This window comes from Flavobacterium sp. IC2-16, from assembly GCF_055521455.1.
The window spans coordinates 764,457-787,943 of record NZ_CM145480.1 but is presented as its reverse complement, the minus strand read 5'-3'; the positions used below and the strand labels follow the sequence as shown (position 1 = coordinate 787,943).

20 protein-coding genes and 1 tRNA gene are annotated in these 23,487 nt (G+C 35.1%); 12 read left to right on the top strand and 9 right to left on the bottom strand.

Annotated elements, in window-relative coordinates; genetic code table 11:
- Positions 1–5: 5 nt before the first annotated feature.
- From ACZ1JT_RS03495 to ACZ1JT_RS03470, 6 genes are all read left to right on the top strand, one after another.
- A complete protein-coding gene (locus tag ACZ1JT_RS03495) occupies positions 6–1,154 on the top strand; it encodes a formimidoylglutamase (RefSeq protein ID WP_465094776.1) in 1,149 nt (382 codons plus the stop codon).
- A gap of 140 nt (positions 1,155–1,294) precedes the next feature.
- On the top strand, positions 1,295–2,698 hold the full coding sequence (gene porK / locus ACZ1JT_RS03490) for a T9SS ring complex lipoprotein PorK/GldK (protein WP_465094775.1): 1,404 nt from the start codon (positions 1,295–1,297) through the stop codon (positions 2,696–2,698).
- Positions 2,699–2,753: 55 nt separating this feature from the next.
- A complete protein-coding gene (porL, locus tag ACZ1JT_RS03485; RefSeq protein WP_465094774.1) occupies positions 2,754–3,392 on the top strand; it encodes a type IX secretion system motor protein PorL/GldL in 639 nt (212 codons plus the stop codon).
- Positions 3,393–3,436: 44 nt separating this feature from the next.
- Positions 3,437–4,978: a type IX secretion system motor protein PorM/GldM gene (gene porM / locus ACZ1JT_RS03480; RefSeq protein ID WP_465094773.1), complete on the top strand. Its 1,542-nt coding sequence runs from the start codon at positions 3,437–3,439 to the stop codon at positions 4,976–4,978.
- 40 nt (positions 4,979–5,018) lie between these two features.
- Complete coding sequence (porN, locus tag ACZ1JT_RS03475; RefSeq protein WP_465094772.1) at positions 5,019–5,936, top strand: type IX secretion system ring subunit PorN/GldN; 918 nt, start codon at positions 5,019–5,021, stop codon at positions 5,934–5,936.
- A gap of 64 nt (positions 5,937–6,000) precedes the next feature.
- Positions 6,001–7,059, top strand: coding sequence for an NAD(P)/FAD-dependent oxidoreductase (locus ACZ1JT_RS03470; RefSeq protein WP_465094771.1), 1,059 nt, complete (start codon positions 6,001–6,003; stop codon positions 7,057–7,059).
- A gap of 3 nt (positions 7,060–7,062) precedes the next feature.
- Here ACZ1JT_RS03470 and ACZ1JT_RS03465 read toward each other — a convergent pair whose 3' ends face one another.
- A complete protein-coding gene (locus ACZ1JT_RS03465; RefSeq protein ID WP_465094770.1) occupies positions 7,063–7,452 on the bottom strand; it encodes a DUF983 domain-containing protein in 390 nt (129 codons plus the stop codon).
- Positions 7,453–7,518: 66 nt separating this feature from the next.
- Between ACZ1JT_RS03465 and ACZ1JT_RS03460 the strand changes: the two genes are divergently transcribed.
- On the top strand, positions 7,519–9,423 hold the full coding sequence (locus ACZ1JT_RS03460; RefSeq protein ID WP_465094769.1) for an ATP-binding cassette domain-containing protein: 1,905 nt from the start codon (positions 7,519–7,521) through the stop codon (positions 9,421–9,423).
- Between the two features lie 23 nt (positions 9,424–9,446).
- Here ACZ1JT_RS03460 and ACZ1JT_RS03455 read toward each other — a convergent pair whose 3' ends face one another.
- Together ACZ1JT_RS03455 and ACZ1JT_RS03450 are read right to left on the bottom strand one after the other, a co-directional pair.
- Positions 9,447–10,589: a peptidogalycan biosysnthesis protein gene (locus tag ACZ1JT_RS03455; RefSeq protein WP_465094768.1), complete on the bottom strand. Its 1,143-nt coding sequence runs from the start codon at positions 10,587–10,589 to the stop codon at positions 9,447–9,449.
- 107 nt (positions 10,590–10,696) lie between these two features.
- Positions 10,697–11,179 (bottom strand): DUF1761 domain-containing protein, encoded by a 483-nt coding sequence (locus ACZ1JT_RS03450; protein WP_465094767.1) that lies wholly within the window; start codon positions 11,177–11,179, stop codon positions 10,697–10,699.
- 157 nt (positions 11,180–11,336) lie between these two features.
- On the opposite strand from ACZ1JT_RS03450, the gene ACZ1JT_RS03445 reads away from it, so the two are divergent.
- The 4 genes from ACZ1JT_RS03445 (at position 11,337) to ACZ1JT_RS03430 (ending at position 16,750) form a co-directional block, all read left to right on the top strand.
- Positions 11,337–11,409: transfer RNA gene (locus ACZ1JT_RS03445), tRNA-Met, on the top strand.
- Positions 11,410–11,566: 157 nt separating this feature from the next.
- Positions 11,567–12,451: a GTPase Era gene (gene era / locus ACZ1JT_RS03440; RefSeq protein WP_465094766.1), complete on the top strand. Its 885-nt coding sequence runs from the start codon at positions 11,567–11,569 to the stop codon at positions 12,449–12,451.
- Between the two features lie 110 nt (positions 12,452–12,561).
- On the top strand, positions 12,562–13,872 hold the full coding sequence (gene der, locus ACZ1JT_RS03435; protein WP_465094765.1) for a ribosome biogenesis GTPase Der: 1,311 nt from the start codon (positions 12,562–12,564) through the stop codon (positions 13,870–13,872).
- Positions 13,873–13,969: 97 nt separating this feature from the next.
- Positions 13,970–16,750: an outer membrane beta-barrel protein gene (locus ACZ1JT_RS03430; protein ID WP_465094764.1), complete on the top strand. Its 2,781-nt coding sequence runs from the start codon at positions 13,970–13,972 to the stop codon at positions 16,748–16,750.
- Positions 16,751–16,801: 51 nt separating this feature from the next.
- Here the strand turns inward: ACZ1JT_RS03430 and ACZ1JT_RS03425 are convergent, their stop codons facing one another.
- The 6 genes from ACZ1JT_RS03425 to ACZ1JT_RS03400 form a co-directional block, all read right to left on the bottom strand.
- Complete coding sequence (locus ACZ1JT_RS03425; RefSeq protein ID WP_465094763.1) at positions 16,802–17,014, bottom strand: hypothetical protein; 213 nt, start codon at positions 17,012–17,014, stop codon at positions 16,802–16,804.
- Positions 17,015–17,149: 135 nt separating this feature from the next.
- Positions 17,150–17,959 (bottom strand): TPM domain-containing protein, encoded by an 810-nt coding sequence (locus tag ACZ1JT_RS03420; protein WP_465094762.1) that lies wholly within the window; start codon positions 17,957–17,959, stop codon positions 17,150–17,152.
- On the bottom strand, positions 17,960–18,397 hold the full coding sequence (locus tag ACZ1JT_RS03415) for a TPM domain-containing protein (RefSeq protein ID WP_465094761.1): 438 nt from the start codon (positions 18,395–18,397) through the stop codon (positions 17,960–17,962).
- Positions 18,397–19,014 (bottom strand): LemA family protein, encoded by a 618-nt coding sequence (locus tag ACZ1JT_RS03410; protein WP_465094760.1) that lies wholly within the window; start codon positions 19,012–19,014, stop codon positions 18,397–18,399. Before ACZ1JT_RS03410 ends, ACZ1JT_RS03415 begins: the two co-directional genes overlap by 1 nt.
- 37 nt (positions 19,015–19,051) lie before the next feature.
- Positions 19,052–19,381 (bottom strand): MerR family transcriptional regulator, encoded by a 330-nt coding sequence (locus tag ACZ1JT_RS03405; RefSeq protein WP_465094759.1) that lies wholly within the window; start codon positions 19,379–19,381, stop codon positions 19,052–19,054.
- 121 nt (positions 19,382–19,502) lie between these two features.
- Positions 19,503–20,480, bottom strand: coding sequence for a M23 family metallopeptidase (locus ACZ1JT_RS03400; protein WP_465094758.1), 978 nt, complete (start codon positions 20,478–20,480; stop codon positions 19,503–19,505).
- 316 nt (positions 20,481–20,796) lie between these two features.
- On the opposite strand from ACZ1JT_RS03400, the gene alaS reads away from it, so the two are divergent.
- On the top strand, positions 20,797–23,433 hold the full coding sequence (alaS, locus tag ACZ1JT_RS03395) for an alanine--tRNA ligase (protein ID WP_465094757.1): 2,637 nt from the start codon (positions 20,797–20,799) through the stop codon (positions 23,431–23,433).
- The last annotated feature ends 54 nt before the right edge of the window (positions 23,434–23,487 follow it).

Below are 23,487 nucleotides of genomic sequence, written 5' to 3'. Positions count from 1 at the left end.
AAACTATGGTTTTTGATTTTTTTCAACCTTTAGATTCCGATTTTCTTGAGTTTATTCATGGTTTGAGCGATCAAACTTTGGGTAAAAAAGTTGCATTTCACAGCGAAACCGATTTTCCAAACATTGAAAAAGCTTCAATAGCAATTATTGGAGTTTTGGAAAACAGAGGATTTGGTGAAGGGAAATTCGATGCTGAATTGAGATATATTCGTCAAGAATTTTACAGTATGTTTCCAGGTAATTGGGAAGCGCAAATTGTGGATTTGGGGAATATTGTTTCCGGGAATTCCTTGGAAGACACTTATTTCGTTTTGAAAAATGCTGTTGCACATCTTATTAAAAATAAAGTGCTTCCTGTGGTTATAGGAGGTTCACAAGATTTAACATATGCCATGTATCGTGCGTACGACCAATTGGATCATATGGTTAATGTGGTTTCTGTAGACAGTAAGTTTGATTTTGCAAAAGAACATGGCTTGCCAGCACATTCGTTTTTATCTAAAATGATTGTAGAAGAGCCAAACAATTTGTTCAATTATAGTAATATTGGATATCAAACCTATTATAACTCGCAAGAAGAAATCGATTTAATAGAAAAATTGTATTTTGATGCCTATCGGTTAGGAGAGGTTTGTAACAATCCAGCTGTTGCAGAACCCGTTTTTAGGGATGCAGATTTGATTTCTATTGATTTATTCTCAGTAAAATCGTCAGATTCCGGAAATTTTGTGAATTTTATTCCAAATGGATTTGATGGAAAAGAAATTTGTGTACTTTCGCGTTACGCTGGGATAAGCGATAAAGTTACTTCGTTTGGAGTGTTTAATCATAACAATACAAAAGGAGAAGCAGTATTGGTGTCTCAAATATTGTGGTATTTTATAGAAGGTTTTCATTACCGTTCAAAAGAATATCCGTTTGGTAGTAAAGAAGAGTATTTGCGCTACATTGTTCCGTTAGAAGATGAAGAATTGGTATTCTATAAGAGTGATAAAACGGAAAGATGGTGGATTGAAGTACCTTTTTTAACAAATATTAACAATAAAATTAAAAGAAGTACGTTATTACCCTGTACTTATGAGGATTATTTAGGTGCCACAAGTCAGGAAATTCCTGAAAGATGGTGGAAAGCCCAAAAAAAGAATCTTGTATAGCGGTATTTAGCTCAATACGAGTAGTTAAAAAAGGGAAAAACGTTTTTTTTAAGTTTTTTTTAGGAAAAAAATTGTTTTTTTAAAAATAAATAAATAGGTTTACGCCCTTAAAAATGTGTATATAATTAACCCAAATTTATATGAAGAAGTTCATAGCGTTAACAGCACTTTTATCATTATTATTTAGCAGCTGTCACAAAAACGACAGAGGTGAGTTAGTAGGAGTTAAAGGAAGAAAATGGCATCCTGAGAAGCCTTTTGGAATGACATTGATTCCTGGTGGTGCATTTATCATGGGTAAATCAGATGATGATTTGGCTAATGTGCAAGATGCTCCAACTAAAACTGTTACAGTTCGTTCGTTTTACATGGATGAAACAGAAATCACCAACAGTGAGTACCGTCAATTTGTAGAATGGGTTAAGGATTCCATTACAAGAACTAGATTGGCTATTCTTGCCGATGAACAAGGTCAAAAACCGGGTTCAGGTAATGGAGGTAAAGGTGGAAGCATCGGAGATTTTGCATTTAAAGATCAAGATCCTGAGAAAATGTCTGCATACGATAAATATATGTATGAGAACTACTATAGTGTTGGAACTGATGAGGATCCATATGCAGGTAGACGTTTAAACAGAAAAGTAAAGTTGCATAATGATGTTCAAAAATATCCAGATGAGTATTATGTGGAGGTTATGGACTCGTTGTATTTGCCAGCTACAGAATCGTATAACGGTTTGAGAACTTTTGATGTTTCTAAATTACAGTTCCGTTACACATGGATGGATATTCAAGCAGCAGCTAAGGATAAATCTGTTGGAAGTAGCAGAACAAAAAGAAGTAAGTTTATCAAAACTGAAAACATTCAAATCTATCCAGATACAACTGTATGGATTAAAGACTTTGCTTATTCGTATAATGAGCCAATGCATAATGACTATTTCTGGCATCAAGCATATGGGGAATATCCTGTAGTAGGTGTTTCTTGGAAACAAGCTAAAGCGTTTTGTGCTTGGAGAACAATGAATAAAAATTCATACATTAAAAAGAAAAAAGGAAGAGATCAAGTTAACTCATTCCGTTTACCAACTGAAGCTGAGTGGGAATATGCTGCACGTGGTGGTCTAGAGTCTGGAACATATCCTTGGGGAGGTCCTTATGCTAAAAACGATCGTGGATGTTTCTTAGCTAACTTCAAACCTAATCGTGGAGATTACGCAGCTGATGGTGCACTATATACTGTAGAAGCTAAGTCTTATGAGCCAAATGAATATCATTTGTATAATATGGCTGGTAACGTTGCAGAATGGACGGATTCGTCTTATGATCCTGCTGCTTATGAGTATGTTTCTACAATGAATCCAAATGTGCCTGATTTGTCAAACCAAAGAAAGGTTACAAGAGGTGGTTCATGGAAAGATGTTGCTTATTTCTTACAGGTAAGTACTCGTGATTATGAGTATGCTGACTCGGCTAGATCTTACATTGGATTTAGAACAGTTCAGGATTACATGGGAACTAGTAATACTAAGAACCAAAAATAATTTTAAAAAATTAACCAATTTTTATATTAACTTAACTAACTAAAATTTTATTATTATGGCATTATTACCTAAAAAAGTTATGAATTTCGCCTATGGTATGGGGGCGGCTGTAGTTATTGTTGGAGCGTTATTCAAATTGATGCACTGGCCTGGAGCTGGTCCAATGTTGATCGTAGGGCTTTTGACTGAAGCAGCAATTTTCGGATTATCTGCATTCGATCCAGTTGAAAAAGAATTAGATTGGACGTTAGTTTATCCAGAATTAGCTGGTGGAGAAGTAAAAAAGAAAGATGGTAAGAAAGCTGAAAACCCAACTGAAGCTCAAGGTTTATTATCTCAAAAATTAGATTCAATGTTGAAAGAAGCTAAAATTGACGGTGAGTTAATGGCTAGCTTAGGAAACAGTATCAAAAATTTCGAAGGTGCTGCTAAAAATATCGCTCCTACTGTAGATGCTATTGCTTCTCAGAAAAAATATGCTGAAGAAATGGGAATGGCTGCTACGCAGTTAGAAACATTAAACAGTATGTATAAAGTACAATTAGAGAGTGCTCAACGTAATGCTGATATCAATAAAGAAGTTGCTGAAAACAACTTAAAATTAAAAGATCAAATGCAATCATTGACTGCAAACTTATCTTCTTTAAATAATGTATATGGCGGAATGCTTTCTGCAATGAGTAACAGAGGCTAATTAGTTTCATTAATTATTAATCTTTTAAAAACTAGTTAGAAGAAATGGCAGGAGGAAAATTAACCCCTAGACAGAAGATGATTAACCTAATGTACTTGGTTTTCATCGCGATGTTGGCATTAAATATGTCAAAAGAAGTATTGACTGCTTTTGGTAATTTCAATGATAAATTTGACGAGTCAAACAAATTAACAGAGCAATCTAATGAAACTTTATTACAAGCTTTAAATACTAAAGCTAGTGACGAGCCTGCTAAATATGGTGAGTCTGCTAAAAAAGCACAAGAAGTTTCTAAAATTTCAAAAGAGTTTGTAGCTTTCTTAGAGTCTGTTAAATCTGAAGTTACTGAAGGTATTGAAGTTGATGAAAAAACTGGAAAATTACCTTTCGAGGCAATGGATAAATCGACTATTGATGAGAAATGGTTTGCTGGTGATGGATATAGCCCAAGAGGAACTGAAATCGTAGGTAAAATCGATAAATACGTTGCTGATATTAAAAAAGTATTAGGAGCTGACGTAAAATACGTTCCTTTTATCAAAGAGATTGAGAAAAAATTCTCGACTGCTGATATTACAAACAGAGAAGGTGTAAAAGTTAAATATTTAGATTATAAAACTAAAGGTTTCCCTGCGGTATCTACTTTAACTTTATTTACTTCATTACAAAATGATGTTAAAAATACTGAAGCTGGAGCTTACAACTTATTCTTAGGAAATGCTTTAAAACAAGCAGCTTCTATGAAAAACTTCCAAGCTATTGTAGTATTAGAGAAAAATGCTTATTTCCAAGGTGAGCAAGTAAAAGGTAAAGTAGTTTTAGGTCGTTACGATGCTAATACGCAACCTACATCTTTCAAAGGACCTGGAAAAATTGAAAATGGTCAAGCTGTGATTTCAATGACAGCTGGTGGAGTAGGTGAACAAAATATTACTGGAGAATTTGGTTTCTTAGAAGATGGAAAAGAAATTCCATTAAAATTCGAAGGAAAATATGTTGTTGTTCCTCGTCCAAATTCAGCTAATATTTCTGCTGATAAAATGAACGTTCTTTATAGAGGTTTACCAAACCCTATGACAATTTCATTTGCAGGTATTGCTGAGGATAAAGTTACTGCAGCTGCTCCTGGTTTAACATCTGCTGGAAAAGGTAAATATAACATGAACCCTGGTTCTGGTACTGAAGTTACTATTACAGCATCTGGAAAATTACCTGATGGAAAAGTTGTATCGGATAAAAAAGTTTTCCGTATCAAAAATATTCCTGCTCCAATTGGTGCAATTGGTGGAGAGATGGGAGTTGTTAAAGGTCAAAAAGGAAGATTAGAAGTGTCTCAAGTTTCTGCTAAATTACCAGATTTCTTATATGACTTAAACTTCCAAGTAACACAATTTACATTTAAAGTTCCTGGACAAGCAGCTGTAATTGTAAATGGAGATAGAGTTAATGCACAATGTAAAGCTGCTTTAGCTAGAGCTGGTCGTGGAGATCAAGTTACTATTTCTGATATTAAAACTAAAATTGTTGGTGTAACAGCTAACATCGTGACAGGTAAAACAGCTCCGGTTGTTTACGAAATTCAATAATATTTTTAAGTTAATACTTAAATAACTTTAATTTTTGAACATGAAATTGAGACATTTTTTATTAGTATGTTTTGCAGTAGCTGGAAGCTATACTTCTTTTGCTCAGTCAAATCTGTTAAATGCCAAAACTCCTGATGAGATTGGTAAAAAAACAGCTGCTCAAATGAATGCAGACAACGACAAACCGTTACCTTATGGTTACGTTCACGATCGTGATGTTTTGATGGGTAAAACTACTTGGGAAATCATCGATTTAGATGAAAGAGTAAACTTCCCGTTATACTATCCTATTGATACTGCTAATATTGGTAAAGACAGACGTTCTTTATTTGATGTTCTTATTAAAGGGATTAAAGATGGTAAAATAACAGAAGTGTATGCTGATGATTATTTTAATACCAAAAAAACACTTAAAGACATGTCTTCGTCTTTTACATACATCGACACTACTCAAGCTGGTAGAGATGAAATTAACACGTATTATGATGATTACATGGTCAAAAAAACTCGTGTACTAGATCCACAGTTTATTGACAAAAGAGAGTTAACGGCTATTGATATTTCGGGATATAAAGTAAAAGGTTACTGGTATTTCGACAAACGTCAAGGTGAATTGAAATACAGACTGTTAGGTCTTTGTCCAATTTCTCCTGAAGCACGTGATATCGGAAACGATAACGCAGACGTTATTGAATTGTTCTGGATTTATTTCCCAGCAGTGCGTAACGAACTTCATGAGGCAAAAGCTTTTAACGACAGAAACTCTGCTATGCCAATTACATTTGACCACTTGTTAAATGCGCGTCGTTTCAACGGTGTGATTTACAAAGAAGAGAATGTTTACGGTGACAGATCTATCGAGCAATACATGAAAGATAACTCTCAAATGCAATTGTTAGAGTCTGAAAGAGTAAAAGAGAAAATCCGCAACTTCGAAATGGATATGTGGAATTACTAAGAATTTCTCACAATTATGATATAGAAACTCCTGTTGAAAGACAGGAGTTTTTTATTTTTGCGCTATGATAGATTATTTAATCGTTGGAACTGGCTTGGCTGGTATTTCGTTTGCTGAAACTGCTTTATTGCAAGGCAAAACCTTTAATGTAGTTGATGATTTTGGATTTTCATCATCTAAGGTTGCTGCGGGTATCTATAACCCAATTGTTTTAAAGCGCTTTATTCCTGTTTGGAAAGCTTCTGAACAGCTTAATTATGCGTTGCCATTTTATAAAGTAATTGAAAAAAGGTTAGGAGTTCAGTTTAATTTTTCTTTACCGGTGTACCGTAGATTTGCTTCAGTTGAAGAACAAAACAATTGGTTCTGCGCTTCCGATATGCCTCAAATGAGCTCTTTTTTATCTTCTAAAATTATTACTAAAAAGTATAATGCGATTGAGTCTAATTTTGGTTTTGGAGAAGTTTTAGAAACTGGATATGTCGATACCACTATTTTTTTAAATGAATATGTTTCTTTTTTGATTCAAAATAATTTATTTAGTAATGAAAAATTCAATTACGATGCTATTATTTTTCACGAGAATTGTATTGAATATGATGGACGTTCGTATCGTAAACTAATTTTAGCTGATGGTTTTGGATTGAATTTCAATCCTTATTTTAAAGGTGTCCTTCTAGATGGAACTAAAGGGGAATTGCTAGTTATAAAAGCACCAGATTTAGATTTAGATGTAATCATAAAAGCAGGTGTTTTCATATTGCCAATGGGTGATAATTTGTATAAAGTTGGTGCTACTTATAATTGGGAAGACAAAACCGATTTGCCTACAGAGGAAGGGAAACAAGAGCTTATTTCCAATTTAAGAGAGGTAATTAACTGTGATTTCGAAATTATTGAACATTTAGCGGGAGTTCGGCCAACAGTTAAAGATAGAAGACCTATTGTTGGGCCACATCCTAAATATAACAATATGTTTGTGTTAAACGGACTCGGTACTCGTGGAGTTATGCTTGGTCCATGGTTGGCAAAAGAGCTTTTCAATCATATTGAGTACGGTGATTCTCTTGATGTACAAATTGATATTAAACGGTTTTATAAAAAAATGAATAATGCAACTTAATTATTAATGAGTTCCGTTTTTCCAATTTTTATCATAACTGATGAAAATGTTTATCCAAATATTTCTGCTCAAGCGCATTATTACCGGCATGAACACAATTAATGTAGCCACTATTGAAATAAATGAGGTTTTCAGTGTGGTTCCGATAAACAAATAAGAAATTATAAAGGCAGCAACACCAAAAGCAATTCCAACACCATAACTCACATACATAGCTCCATAAAAAAAAGAGGGTTCTATCTTGTATCGAGTTCCACAATGTCCACAAGTTTCATGCATTTTGAAGATATTGCCCATATGGAACGGGTTTTTGTCCAAATACATACTTTCTTCTTGACATTTAGGACAACTTCCTGTTAAAATACTGTTGAGTTTCGATCCTTTTTTTAACATTTGCAAAAAATTTCATCAAAGGTAAGGCTTTAAGTAAATTACCGATGTAACATTAGTCACAAAAATATGCTGAATATTCATAATTTATCGGTTTCCTTCGGAGGAACATATTTGTTTGAAGAAGTAACGTTTCGTTTAGGAGCTGGCGACAGAGTCGGATTAGTTGGAAAAAACGGTGCGGGAAAATCCACTATGTTGAAGATTTTAGCACGTGATATGCAACCGGATACTGGAAGTATTGCCACAGAAAAAGAAGTTAAAATTGGTTTTTTACGTCAAGATATCGATTTCGTTAAAGGGAGAACAGTTTTAGAAGAAGCCTATCAGGCTTTTGAAGAAATCAAACGGGCCGAATTTAAAATCGATGAAATCAACCATCAATTGGCCACTCGAACCGATTATGAAAGCGCGGGCTATTCGGAACTTATTGAACAGTTAAGTGATGTAACCCATCATTATGAAATTTTAGGTGGGTATAACTATGTAGGAGATACCGAAAAAGTACTTTTAGGACTTGGTTTCAAACGTGAAGAATTCGACAATCAAACCGATACTTTTTCAGGTGGATGGAGAATGCGTATCGAACTGGCTAAATTGCTTTTACAGAATAACGATATTTTGCTTCTGGATGAACCTACGAACCACTTGGATATCGAAAGTATAATTTGGTTAGAAAGTTTCTTAAAAACCTTTCCAGGGGTTGTGATGATTATTTCTCACGATAAAATGTTTTTGGATAATGTCACCAATCGTACTATCGAGATATCATTAGGAAAAATATACGATTATAATAAACCCTACACGCAATATTTGGTTTTGCGCAATGAAATTCGTGAAAAGCAATTAGCTACTCAGAAAAATCAGCAAAAGAAAATTGAAGAAACCGAAAAGTTAATCGAAAAATTCAGAGCCAAAGCGTCTAAAGCGTCTATGGCACAATCGTTAATTAAGAAGCTTGATAAAGTGGAACGTATCGAAGTTGATGAAGATGATAACTCGGTTATGAGTATATCATTTCCAATTTCGGTTACTCCAGGTCGTGTTGTAGTTGAAGCCGAACACGTAACTAAAAGTTATGGTGATAAAACTATTTTGAAGGATATTTCACTTTTAGTAGAACGTGGTAGTAAAATAGCTTTCGTAGGGCAGAACGGACAAGGAAAGTCAACGTTTGTTAAGGCGATTTTAAATGAATTTGAATACCAGGGTAATATTAAACTCGGACATAATGTTCAGGTTGGTTATTTTGCCCAAAATCAGGCGGAATATTTAGATGGCGAAAAAACGCTGTTGGATATTATGACAGATGCTGCAACTGATACTAATCGCTCGAAAGTTCGCGATATGCTAGGAGCTTTTTTGTTTCGAGGTGATGATGTCGAGAAAAAAGTAAAAGTATTGTCGGGTGGAGAACGAAACCGTTTGGCGTTGTGTAAATTATTGCTTCAGCCGTTTAACGTGTTGATTATGGATGAGCCAACAAACCACTTGGATATTAAGTCGAAAAACGTTTTGAAAGCGGCTTTACAACAATTCGAAGGAACATTGCTTTTGGTGTCACACGACCGTGATTTTTTACAAGGTATGGCCAACATTGTTTACGAGTTTAAAGATCAAAAAATAAGAGAATATTTAGGGGATATCAATTTCTTCTTAGAGCAGCGTAATGTTCAAAACATGCGTGAAGTGGAAAAGAAAGATGTTGTTGTAAAGGAAACACCTAAAGAGAATAAGTCATTATCTTACGAAGATCAGAAGAAAAACAAGTCGCTTCAGAATAAGTTAAGTAAAATTGAAAGTCAGATTCAGCAATTAGAAGGCGATATTCAAAAAGATGACAAAGCTTTAGCTGAAAATTATGAAAAATTGATGCAAGATGCTTCTTTTTTTAGTGCTTATGAAAAGAAAAAGAAGGATTTAGAACAATTGCTCGAAGATTGGGAAACCGTTCAAATGGAACTTGAAAATTAAGTATCAGCTTTAACGATTTCTCATTACTTAAACGGATGCCGTTGCTGCCAAACGGTTTCCGGTTCTAAATTGGTGAAAATTTTACCGATATATTTGTTGATTAGCTTGTTTCTGTGGTAAATAAAACCAGACATCATAACCGGTTTGGCACCAATTGAGCTTTTTATTTCAAGGGCCGTTCTTCCAAAAATAATTTTCTTATAGCTGTTAGCAATACCGTATTCCGTCATGTTGTATAACATGTTAAGGTATAGCATTTTTTCTTTTTGTACTTCCGAATCGTATCCTAGAAAATACGTTTCTAAAACATTACCGTTGAGTAATAAGGTGTGAAAACCAACTAATTTCTCATGGAGAAAATAACCAACAAGAACAAACTGATCTTTTAAAAGTGCCTTAAAGGTTGAAAAATGATTCTTAGCTAAGAAAAAAGTATTGAACGGGGCATTTTTTGCAACGTGATGGTACAGCTCGTAAATTCGACTTTCGTTAGCGGTAATTTCTTCTAAAGACAGCTCGCGCATACTAATGTCTTCACATTTTTTATGAGCTCGCTTGTATTGGTCACGATATTTTTTTGAAAAAGAAGCGATATAGTCATTTGCATTTTTCCATTCATCACGAAGCTCAAAAATCATATTGGGCTGGGTGTTGAATTCGTAAATCGAAGCAAAATCGAATTTCTTTAATTCTGAAGCACACTCTTGATAAAAGTCTTTAAACGAAACAAGATGAATGTTGATTTTTTGCTTTTTGAAATACGCTACGATACTTTTCGAGCAATCCATTAGCATGTGGCTAATTTGCGCAAAATCCATTTCTTTAGTAAAAGCATAGCCATTTTGTCCGGTAATCATGTTGTTACCTAAAAACAAAACATGGGAGGCAAAGTTTTTAAAAACAAAATTTCGAATGGCGGTTTTGAAGCATTGGTCTCTTTCTCCAAACGATTCCAGTTGGTTTAGGTCTAAGTACTGGGCTAAAGCCACACCGATGAGTTCCGAGTTTTCGAAAATACCAATGTAAAAGCATTGCATGTTTACAGGTGCTGAAGTTTCCAGAACTTTTAAATATGGGGTTTGTAGGAAAGCGTTACTAACAGCAACTTCGTCCCAAACCGTTGGGAGTTCTGAAATTTTGGAATAAATAGTATAGGTTGTTTTCAATTTCAAAAAAATCGCCCTACAAATGTAGAGCGATTGTATTATAATAAAATGTTAAGATTTTTTATGTACTACTTCTTTGTTTGTACTAGTAGTACATTAAATTTTGCTTATTTCATACCGCAAATGATTGCGCCCATAATAGTAAAACAAACTGTCCAGAAACCTCCTGTTACTAGCGTGTATTTCCAAGATCTTCTTTCGTATAATGAATTTGTACCAATAATAGGGATGGCAAGAAACAATCCAGTTAAGAAACCGTGTAATGCTCCATGTTTGAATGTTCTAAATGCATCACCATAATCAGCCATAAATGCCTCATAAGATGGTTTTGCCATTGCAGGATCACCACCAACCATACCTAGAGCGCCAAATTGGTGAATAGTTAGCATCTGAAGGATAAAAGAAATTAAAAAAGCATATACGATTGACAATCCGAAGATCATAATCATATTGGCTCCTTTCATTTTTTCTTCGGTCATTCCAGATTCTTTCATCCAGATACCACCGAAAACTTTTGGATTGTACCAAATAAAACCTACTACCAATGTAGATAAGGCAGCAAGTAAAAGTGCTAAAAAGTTAATTTCCATAAGTGTTTTGTTTTTGGTTATACTCAAATATAAGAAATTTACTAATCGAGAATTAAATTTCAATGGTCTTTTTATTAGCAAAGAAAATCTTTTTGTAAAAATTTATAGAAAAGACTTGCTATTGTAGATAATGGTTGTATATTTGCACTCGAAACAGCGCGGGATAGAGCAGTAGGCAGCTCGTCGGGCTCATAACCCGAAGGTCACAGGTTCGAGTCCTGTTCCCGCTACTACAAAAGCCACTCAAAATTGGGTGGCTTTTTTTATGTACCTTTGCGAAAAATTTTGTCACGACACACAAAGTAGGTTTTGTAAAGTTATTGAATTGATATTAAGAGGAGAATGCTCAGAGGGTATTCGGTAAAAAAGTGATTTTAAAAACTTATTATGGAGCATAAAGCAGGCTATGTGAATATCATAGGTAACCCGAATGTTGGTAAATCAACTCTAATGAATGCATTTGTTGGAGAGCGACTTTCTATTATTACGTCTAAAGCGCAAACAACGCGTCACCGTATTCTGGGAATTGTAAATGGAGATGATTTTCAAATTCTTTTTTCAGATACTCCCGGAATTATAAAACCAGCTTACGAATTGCAAAATTCAATGATGGATTTTGTAAAATCAGCCTTCGAAGATGCCGATGTGTTGGTTTATATGGTAGAAGTGGGAGAAAAAGAATTAAAAGACGAAGCTTTCTTTAATAAAATTATACATTCTAAAATACCGGTTTTACTGCTGTTAAATAAAATCGACAAATCCAACCAAGAACAATTGGAAGAACAGGTTAATTTATGGAAAGAGAAAGTTCCAAATGCCGAAATCTTCCCAATATCAGCCTTAGAAAACTTTAATGTGAATACGGTATTCGACAGGATTTTGGAATTACTTCCAGTATCACCACCGTATTATCCAAAAGATGCTTTAACCGACAAGCCAGAACGTTTCTTTGTAAACGAAACAATTCGTGAAAAGATTCTTTTGAATTACGATAAAGAAATTCCATATGCGGTAGAAATTGAAACGGAAGAGTTTAAAGAAGACGATGATATTATCCGAATTCGTGCCGTTATTATGGTAGAACGCGATACGCAAAAAGGAATTATCATTGGACACAAAGGAGCAGCCATTAAAAAAGTGGGTATGCAAGCTCGTGAAGATTTGGAGAAATTTTTCGGAAAACAAATTCATATTGAATTGTTTGTAAAAGTGAACAAAGATTGGAGAAGTAACGCCTATCAATTGCGCCGATTCGGGTACAACCAAAAATAAATAAAGCTGTAAGGGAAGAAGGATATGGATGAAATTTTTGCTTTTGCCTCGTTCCTTATCTCTTTCAACTTCAAGTTAATTAATATAAATTTGCATCAAAATATCAGAAAATGAATAATATCGTAGCCATTGTAGGTCGTCCAAATGTTGGGAAATCAACATTTTTTAACCGTTTAATTCAAAGACGTGAAGCTATCGTTGATTCGGTTAGTGGTGTTACACGTGATAGAAATTACGGTAAAAGTGAATGGAATGGAAAAGAATTTTCGGTAATCGATACAGGTGGATATATTAAAGGTTCGGATGATATTTTTGAAGGTGAAATCCGTAAACAAGTAGAATTAGCCATAGATGAAGCCGATGCTATTATTTTTGTGGTTGATGTAGAAGAAGGGGTTACACCAATGGATGAAGAAGTGGCTAAATTACTTCGTAAAGTCACGAAACCAGTACTTCTAGCGGTTAATAAGGTTGATAACGGAAAACGTGAAAAAGACGCTGTAGAGTTCTATAATCTTGGGTTAGGTGAATATTTCACGATTGCGGGAATGAACGGAAGTGGAACAGGGGAATTATTGGATGAACTTATTAAAGTGTTGCCAGAGCTTCCAGATGCTGTTGAAGAAGAGAATCCACTACCGCGTTTTTGTGTAGTAGGACGCCCAAATGCTGGGAAATCATCTTTCATCAATGCGCTTATAGGCGAAGATAGGTTTGTAGTTACCGATATTGCCGGAACAACTCGTGATGCTATTGATACTAAATACAACCGTTTCGGATTCGAATTTAACTTAGTAGATACTGCAGGTATTCGTAGAAAAGCAAAAGTTAAAGAAGATTTAGAGTTTTATTCGGTTATGCGTTCTGTACGTGCTATTGAGCATTCAGACGTATGTATTTTAATGATTGATGCCACTCGTGGTTTCGAAGGGCAAGATCAAAATATTTTTTGGTTGGCAGAAAAGAACCGCAAAGGAATCGTGATTCTTGTGAATAAATGGGATTTGGTGGAAAAAGATACCATGTCTGCTCGTGATTATGAAGCCAAAATTCGAAAAGAAATTGAACCATTTACCGATGTTCCTATTTTGTTTGTTTCAGCATTAACAAAACAACGTTTGTTGAAAGCTTTAGAAACAGCAGTTCAGGTTTTCGAAAATAGAAAGCAACGTATCTCAACGTCTAAATTTAACGAATTGATGTTGCCAATTATCGAAAGAACACCACCTCCTGCTTTAAAAGGAAAATACATGAAAATTAAATATTGTATGCAGTTGCCAACACCAACACCTCAGTTTGTGTTTTTTGCCAATTTGCCACAATATATTAAAGACCCATACAAGCGTTTTATTGAAAATCAATTGCGTCAACATTATGATTTTACTGGTGTTCCTATCGATATTTATTTCAGACAGAAATAATTTGTTAAATAATAGTGAACAAATAAAATTCTTACATAATAAAATCTTTATTTCGCGGTTATAATGAAAATTCATTTTAACCGCTTTTATTTTAACTATGCTCCAAAAAATAGTAGTCTTTATTTTCTTTCTGTGTTCATTAAGTGCTTTTTCACAAAATAAAATTGCCTTTAAAGGGAAAGTAATCGAGGAAACCACAAAATTACCCTTAGAAGCCGTTACGGTTTATGTTTCCGTGGTAAAAGATTCTACACTGATAGATTATACGATTACCGATAAAAATGGAAATTTTTCACTTGAACTGAAGAAAACTACATTTCCGATTTATTTGAAGGTTTCCATGATAGGGTATGAAGAGCATAGAATTGTTCTGAATGAAATTCAAGAGGACAAGAATTTTGGGGTTATTGCATTAAAAGATCAGGCTAAAATGCTGGGAGAAGTTATTGTGAAAGCCGAAGCACCTCCAGTTCGAATCAAAAAAGATACTTTAGAGTTTAATGCAGCGTCGTTTAAAGTTCGCCCGGATTCTAATGTAGAAACATTGTTAAAACAACTTCCGGGTGTTGAAATCGATTCTGAAGGGAAGATTACTGTAAATGGTAAAGAAGTAAATCAAATTTTGGTTAACGGAAAACCTTTCTTTGATAAAGATGGGAAAATTGCCTTGCAAAATTTACCTGCCGATATTATTAACAAAGTGCAGGTTAGTGATGCCAAAACAAAAAAAGAAGAATTATCGGGGCAGGTTGCCAGCGGTAATAATACCAGCATCAATTTAACGATTGATGAAGATAAAAACAAAGGATTGTTCGGTAAATTTATGGCCGGATACGGTTCTAATGACCGCTATGAAAGCAGCGCTTTGTTGAATTATTTCAAGAATAAGAGAAAACTAAGTGTATTAGCTTCTTCAAACAATATCAACTCTGTGGGTTTTTCCATGGATGAAATTTTTGATAATATGGGAGGCGGACGAAGCCGTTCTGTGTCCTATAGCGATAATGGTTCTTTTGGGATTAACGGAATGCGTTTTGGAGGAGGAAGTGGAATAACACAATCGGATATGGTTGGAATTAATTATTCGGATGAATGGTTTAAAAATTTCGAATCGACTACGAGCTACTTTTTCTCCGATCAACATACTAAAAACGATAGAAGATTCAAGCAAATCAACTTTTTGCCTACTGGAACTTTTACAACAGAATCAAATGCAAAAACCAATTCTGACCGATTTGGACATCAGGCGAACATGGAGTTCGAGTATAAAATCGATTCAACTACTTCAATTGTTATAATTCCGAAAATGGCGTATTCTTCAGGAAAGGATAGAGAATCGTCTTTTCAATCTTCAAAAGATGAAACGAACACCTTATTGAATGAAAGTACTTCCGAAACGTTCGATGATAGTAAAGGGAATTCCTTTTCAAATAAAGTATATTTCAATAAATCATTTTCTAGAAAAGGTCGTTATTTAAATGCATCATTTGAAAATGATAACACAAAAGACGAAGTAGTATCGTCCAATAAATCGGCTACTATTTTCTATCAGGGAGGTTCTTCAAATGATATTCGGGATCAAATTCGAAACAACAGAAGTACTCAGGATAATTATACTATGGAGTTGAGCTATTCGGAGCCTATTGTAGATTCTTTAAGTGTCAATGTAAGCTTTAATTACGAATGGAGAAAAAACGGTCAAAATAAAAATGCATATGATTATGATGGTGTTTCAAACTCATATAGTATAGCTAATGATAATCTAACCAACGAAATTTCATCTATGGCTAGAATTGCAAGGCCGGGAGCTGGTTTCGCTATTCAAAAGAAAAAGTACAATTTTCAGGCTAATGGAGGTACAGCGGTAATTCAGTTTGATAGTAAATCGTTCTATTTAGGAACGGCAACCGATTTGAATAAAAACTACGCTATGCCTTTTGCCGAAATGTATTTAAGCTATAAAATTGGAAAATCTAAACGAATTTGGTCTAATTATAGTTTTGAATACGATTTGCCTTCTGCTTCTCAGTTATTACCGGTGCAAGATCTTGCCAATCCCTTAAATACCTTTATTGGAAACCCAGATTTAGGATTGAATAAGAAACATTATTTGTATGCAAGTTTTAACGATTACGATTATGCGGCAAAATCAGGATACAGTTTTTATTTAGGGGGAAATTATTATGATAGTCAGTTTGTTTCTTCAACCGAATACGATGCCAATGGAAAGCGCATAACTACGTATAGAAATGTACAAGACACCTATTATACCTGGACAGGAATTAATTACAGTAAAACTATTAAAAAAGAGTCGCATTCTTTTCGATTTGGTGCAGGAACCGGAGTGAATTTTTCGTTAAACAAAGGATTTACTAATGGCGAGTTGTATGATGCTTCCGGAATTCGTTTACGGGCGAATGCCTATTTTACCTATGAGTATGGCGAATTGTTAGTAATCAATCCTTCGTATAGTTATGTGTATAATAATACGAATTATACCAACTATAGCATAAGTTCAGCGTCTAATTTTCAACATAAATTTGGTATTCAAACCACAAATTACTGGCCTAAAAATTGGACTTTCGGAAATGATTTTACCTATAACTACAATTCTAATATAGCTAGTGGTTTTAAAAAAGATTTTTATTTATGGAATACTAGTTTAGCCTATAGCTTTTACAACAAGAAATTTACCGCTAAAGTTAAGGTGTACGATTTGTTAAATCAGAACCAAAGCGCGACACGAACTATTTCAGCAACAACAATTCGAGACGAACAGAATACGGTTTTAAAACGCTATTTAATGTTCTCGTTAACGTATAAAATTGAAAAATTTGCAGGAAAAGAGAAACCTTCACGCGGAAGATTTATGCATTAAATAAAAAGAGATTGCTTTAGCAATCTCTTTTGTATGTAACAAGTAAGGAGATTATATGTTGTGGTCTTCATACCAATCTCGAAATGTTTTTGTAGTTGTGTAATCGTCAGTAAGTACAGTGTATACCATATAAGGAATCAGCAGAAAACCAAAAAATAGTAACCCAATTAATAAGTTATAGGTAATATCCATTTGACATAAAACCGCAAATACAAAAACATACAATGTGGTTGCCCACACGAGTTTAATTGCAAAGTTTTTCATAACCCTATTTTCTCTTAAAGTTACGATTTTAAGGAGTTAATGTGCGTTAAGGAAGTAATAATAAACAAAAAGAGATTGCGAAAGCAATCTCTTTTTGTTTATACTGTCTGTTGAGAACTGTGACTGACAACTGGTTTACCAACTTCCGCCGGCTCCTCCACCAGAAAATCCTCCACCGCCAAAACCGCCACCGAAGCCTCCGCCACCAAAACCACCACCTGAGCTACCGCCAAAACTTCCTCCACCAAAACCGCCACCGCGTCCCATTCGACTTAAAATAATAATGTCGCCTAAATCGGGGCCGGAGTAACGACCTCCACTGCCACCGCCACGGTTGTTTTTCGAGAGAATGATAATTAAGATGACAAATAGAATGATAAAGAATAGTATTTTACCAGCACTTGGGCTATCCGATTTATCGGCAATTCGAGTTCCTTTGTATTTTCCTTTTAAAACATCAAAAATGGCATCACTACCTTTGTCTAAACCATTGTAATAGCTTCCGGCTTTAAACTCAGGAATAATAATTTCACGTATAATTTCACCCGTAGTGCCAGCAGTAAGACGATCTTCTACACCATAACCATTAACAATATGAATTCTGTGGTCATTTTTGGATAATAAGATGAATACGCCGTTGTCTTCTTTTGCTTGTCCTACGCCCCATTTTTGAGCCCATTTGGTAGCAAGTTGACTAATGTCTTCCCCTTGTAAATCGTCTATAGAAACAAAAACAATTTGAGTAGTTGTACTATCCGAATAGCGGATTAGTTTTTCTTCTAAAGCTTTTGATTCACTTTCGTTTAATACATGGGCATAATCGTATACTGAAGTTTGAAACTTTGGGATTTCTGGAATATTGTATTGCGCAAAACTTACTTGTTGCAGCAATAAAAAAAATAGTGCTACAAGAAATTTGGTCAATTTTACAATAGTATTTATCATTTATCCTTTGGATATTTCGTTAGGTAATTCGTTGGTGTCATCAGTTTGGTAGGGAAAATATTTTTTAAGCTGTTCACCGGCTTTTAATATTCCTTCTGTTAGCCCTTGTTTGAAATTTTTGCTTTTAAAATGAGCGATAACGATGTCTTTAGTACTGTCCCAGAAACCAGGTTCTACCACTTGGTCTATCCCTACATCACCAACAATAGCAAAAGATTTGTCTTGAACACCAACATAAAATAAAACACCGTTTCTGGCTTCAGTTTTATACATCTCTAAAGCGTAAAAAACCTCCTGAGCTCTTTCGAGCGGAGGTTTTTGTGCGTGTGCTTCTATATGAACTCTAATCTCTCCAGAAGTGTTTTTTTCGGCTAACGATATCGCGTAAACAATATCGCTTTCTTCTTCGGGAGTTAGAAAATCTTCAGTTAAAGACATTATTTTTTCTCTTCAGTTTTGTTGAAATCAAACTCTACTTCTACAGGTTTTTCAGCGCCAGCTACTGCATCAAAATAGGCTTTTTCGGTAAACCCGAACATACCGGCTAATAAACTATTAGGGAATGTTTTAATATGGGTGTTGTATGGTTTAACCGCTTCGTTAAAACGCGTGCGAGCTGTTAGAATTTGGTTTTCTGTACTTGCCAATTCATCTTGTAACTTTAAGAAGTTTGCATTCGCCTTTAAATCTGGATATTGTTCTACAGTTACCAATAATCGAGATAAGGAAGAAGATAATCCACCTTGTGCTTGGTTGAATTGCGCTAATTGTTCAGGAGTAATATTGGTTGGATCTATTTTTACAGAAGTTGCTTCAGCTCTTGCTTTAATAACTGCTTCTAAGGTTCCTTTTTCAAAATCGGCTGCACCTTTAACTGTTTTTACTAAATTTCCAATTAAATCATTTCTGCGTTGGTAAGAGGTTTCAACATTACCCCAAGCTTCTTTAATTCCTTCGCTTAAAGTTACTGCCGTGTTGTTTACGCCTTTTGCCCAGCTGTATAACGCAAATACAATTACTACAATTATACCTACGGGAATTAACCATTTTCTCATGTGTGTCTAGTTTTAAAAGTTGTTTTATTAATCGTTATTATAATTCGTTTTTAATATTAGTGAGTTGAACTTTAACAGCTTCTAATTTACGAATGATTTCGAATTTATCGAGCGTTTTTTTCTGTCCTTCTTTTAAATGTACTTTAGCACCTTCTAATGTAAAACCACGTTCTTTTACCAAATGATAAATTAATTGTAGGTTTTTTACATCTTCGGGAGTGAACATACGATTGCCTTTGGCATTCTTTTTTGGTTTAAGAATATCGAATTCTTTATCCCAAAACCGAATTAAAGACGCATTCACGTCAAAAGCTTTGGCTAATTCTCCAATGCTGTAATATCTTTTTTCAGGTAAGTTTAAGTGCATTCTTTTTGTTTTGAGTTTGAAGTTAAAAGGGATAAGGGATAAGTTAGATTTGTTATGCTTTTCCCTTTTCTCTTTCTCCTTGTTTCTTTTTCTCTTTTCTCTTTTCTCTTTTTTCTTTTTCCTAGTCTAAAGATTGATTCTCTTGGTTGGCAATTTGTGAAATTAAAACATATTCTTTAGCCGAAATAGAACCGTAATAGAAATTCAAAGGATTTACCACTTTTCCGTTCTGATAGACTTCATAATGTAAATGTGGTGCTTCACTGCGACCAGTACTACCAACATAGCCAATTACATCACCGCGTTTTACATGTTGTCCCGGCTTTACTTTGTACTTGCTCAAATGTGCATACAAGGTTTTGTAACCATAGCCGTGACGAATTTCTATATGATTTCCATAGCCAGATAATGAGGCATCGGCATTTTCTACTACACCATCGCCAGTAGCGTAAATTGGTGTTCCGGTACGCGCTGTGAAATCCATGCCTTTATGAAACTTTCTTACCTTAGTAAACGGGTCACTTCGATATCCAAAACCAGAAGCCATCTGGCGTAATTCTTCATTTTTAACCGGTTGAATCGCAGGAATTGCAGCGAGAAGTTTTTCTTTTCCTTTGGCTTGTTTTACAATCTCATCCAACGATTTCGACTGAAAAGCCATTCGGTTAGACAAAACATCAATACGTTTCATAGCATTAATTACTAAGTCGGAGTTGTTAAATCCTTCTAGTTGCTTGTATCGGTTGACCTTAGAGGTGTCGCCTTTTCGCTTGGCATCTTCAATGGGAGAACTGTTAAAATAAGCTCGGTAGACATTATTGTCTCGTTCCTCTAAACTCCCCATAACATCATTAAGTTGCTCGATGCGTTGGTTTAATAAGGCGTAATTCAATTTCATGTTTTCAATTTCACGAGCCTGAATTTTGTCTTTTGGCGTTTCAAAATAGGAAGTGTTCAACAGTACCACTACAGCCAAAATTCCAAACAAAGCCGAAGCCAATAGAAATAATGCAAAATACCCGATGCTTCGCCCTTTTTTCGGTTTGATTTTCCGATAGGCTAATTTTTCAGGATCGTAAACATATTTTACCTTCGCCATGTTCTAAAATATACTATTTTTGCAGCTTATAAAATGGTGTTGTGTAACCGATTGTAAGGGTTATACGAACAAATTTAAGAAATGTTTCAAATTAACGGTTTATTTGAAGCGAAACATTTGGCTAATTTGTAATTCATATTCCTGCCTTCGCTACTAGTCACAATAAAAATTGTGAGCTAACCGCTCTGTCAGGGCTAGGAGAGCAGCCATTTTATTTTTTGTAAAGTGTAGATAAATTGTGGATTCGTGGATTTGTTTATTTGTGAACTTTCCGAATAACCAAATCCTCAAATTACCATATAAACGATTAATAAAAATGAAATCACAAGACATTCGTAAAGCTTACCTTGATTTTTTTGAAAGCAAAGGACATTTAATTGTGCCTTCTGCTCCGATTGTTTTAAAAGACGATCCGACGCTAATGTTTAACAATTCAGGAATGGCTCAGTTTAAAGAGTTTTTCTTAGGAAATGGAACACCAAAATCACCAAGAATAGCCGATACACAAAAATGTCTTCGTGTTTCAGGAAAACATAACGACCTGGAAGATGTAGGTTTTGACACTTACCATCATACCATGTTTGAAATGTTAGGGAACTGGTCGTTTGGCGATTACTTTAAAAAAGAAGCCTTAGCTTGGGCTTGGGAATTTCTAACCGAAGTTTTGAAATTGGATAAAGACCGTTTATATGTTTCTGTATTCGAAGGAAATCCGTCGGAAAATGTGCCTTTCGATCAGGATGCTTTTGATATTTGGAAACAATACGTTTCTGAAGATAGAATCATCTTAGGTAACAAGAAGGACAACTTCTGGGAAATGGGGGACCAAGGACCATGCGGACCGTGTTCTGAAATCCACATCGATTTACGTACCGATGCTGAAAGAGCTGCTGTTTCTGGTCGTGATTTGGTAAATGCCGATCATCCGCAAGTCGTGGAAATCTGGAACAACGTATTTATGGAATTCAACCGTAAAGCAGATGGTTCTTTAGAAAAATTACCGGCACAACACGTAGATACAGGAATGGGCTTCGAGCGTTTGTGTATGGCAATGCAAGGTGTTACGTCTAACTACGATACGGATGTATTCACGCCACTTATTGAAAAAGTAGAGCAAATTACAGGTAAAAAATATACCAACAACGAAATAAAAAATATTAGCGACGAGCAAAATAAAACCAATATTGCTATTCGTGTAATTGTAGACCACGTTCGCGCGGTAGCTTTTGCTATTGCCGATGGTCAATTGCCATCGAATGGTGGTGCGGGTTATGTAATCCGTCGTATCTTACGTCGTGCCATCCGTTATGGGTTCACTTTCTTGGATACCAAAGAACCTTTTATTTATCAATTGGTTGAAGTATTAGCCAATCAAATGGGCACTTTCTTTCCAGAAATTGTGGCTCAAAAAAACTTAGTTTCGAATGTGATTAAAGAGGAGGAAGCTTCTTTCTTGAGAACTTTAGATCAAGGATTACAATTGTTGGAGAATGTGGTAGCAGAAACAAAAGGTAATGAAGTTTCTGGTGAGAAAGCATTCGAATTGTATGATACTTTCGGATTCCCTAAAGATTTGACAGCCTTGATTTTGAAAGAAAAAGGAATGTCGTTTAACGAAAGCGAATTCGATAAATCCATGGCGGAACAAAAAGCACGTTCTCGTGCGGCTTCCGAAGTGTCTACTGAAGACTGGACTATTTTGGTTCCAGGTAATGTAGAAACTTTCGTTGGATATGACCAAACGGAAAACGAAGTGAAAATTACCCGTTTCCGCAAAGTAGATTCTAAAAAAGACGGGAAATTATACCAAATTGTTTTAGATAACACTCCGTTTTATCCGGAAGGAGGAGGGCAGGTTGGTGATAAAGGGATTTTAGTTTCAGCAAATGAAATTATTGACATTATCGATACCAAAAAAGAAAACAACTTAATTCTGCATTTCGCGAAAAGCTTGCCGGAAAATGTAAATGGTACTTTCCAGGCAAAAGTAAATGCCGATTTAAGAAACCATACCGCAAGTAATCACTCGGCTACGCACTTATTGCATCAGGCCTTGCGTTCGGTTTTAGGAACACATGTGGAACAAAAAGGATCGTTGGTGGCGCCAAACTATCTTCGTTTCGACTTTTCGCACTTTGCAAAAGTAACCGATGAAGAATTGCAAAAAGTTGAAGATTTTGTAAACCAAAGAATTCAGGAGCAATTACCATTAATTGAAAGAAGAAGCATTCCATTCGCACAGGCAATTGAAGAAGGGGCGATGGCATTATTTGGTGAAAAATACGGTGACAATGTGCGTGCTATTAAATTTGGAGAAAGTATGGAATTGTGTGGTGGTATTCACGTAAAGAATACTGCTGATATCTGGCATTTTAAAATTACCAGTGAAGGAGCTGTCGCTGCGGGAATTCGTCGTATTGAAGCTATTACCAACGATGCAGTAAAAGCGTTTTATGCTTCTCAAGAAAATACGCTGAAAGAAATCAAAGAAACCTTGAAAAATCCGCAAGACATTATCAAATCGGTAGTTTCATTGCAAGACGATAACGCAAAACTTAAAAAGCAGATTGAGCAATTATTAAAAGAAAAAGCAAAAAACCTAAAAGGGGAATTGGCTGCTCAATTGCAAAATATTAACGGAATTGATTTCTTAGCAGTTCAAGTAGATTTAGATGCTAACGGAGCAAAAGACTTGGCGTACGAATTAGGTCAAAATAAGGATAATTTATTTTTACTTTTAGCAACAGCTACAGATGATAAACCCATGTTAACCTCGTACATATCTAAAGAACTGGTAGAGAGTAAAGGATTGAATGCCGGGCAGGTAGTTCGCGAATTAGGTAAATACATTCAAGGCGGTGGAGGCGGACAGCCATTTTTTGCAACTGCTGGTGGAAAAAATGTAGACGGAATTAAAGAAGCTTTGGAAAAAGCAGCAGATTTCGTAAAATAAGCTTCTTTTTACAGAATAAAATAATTGAAAATCAAGTCTTTATAGGCTTGATTT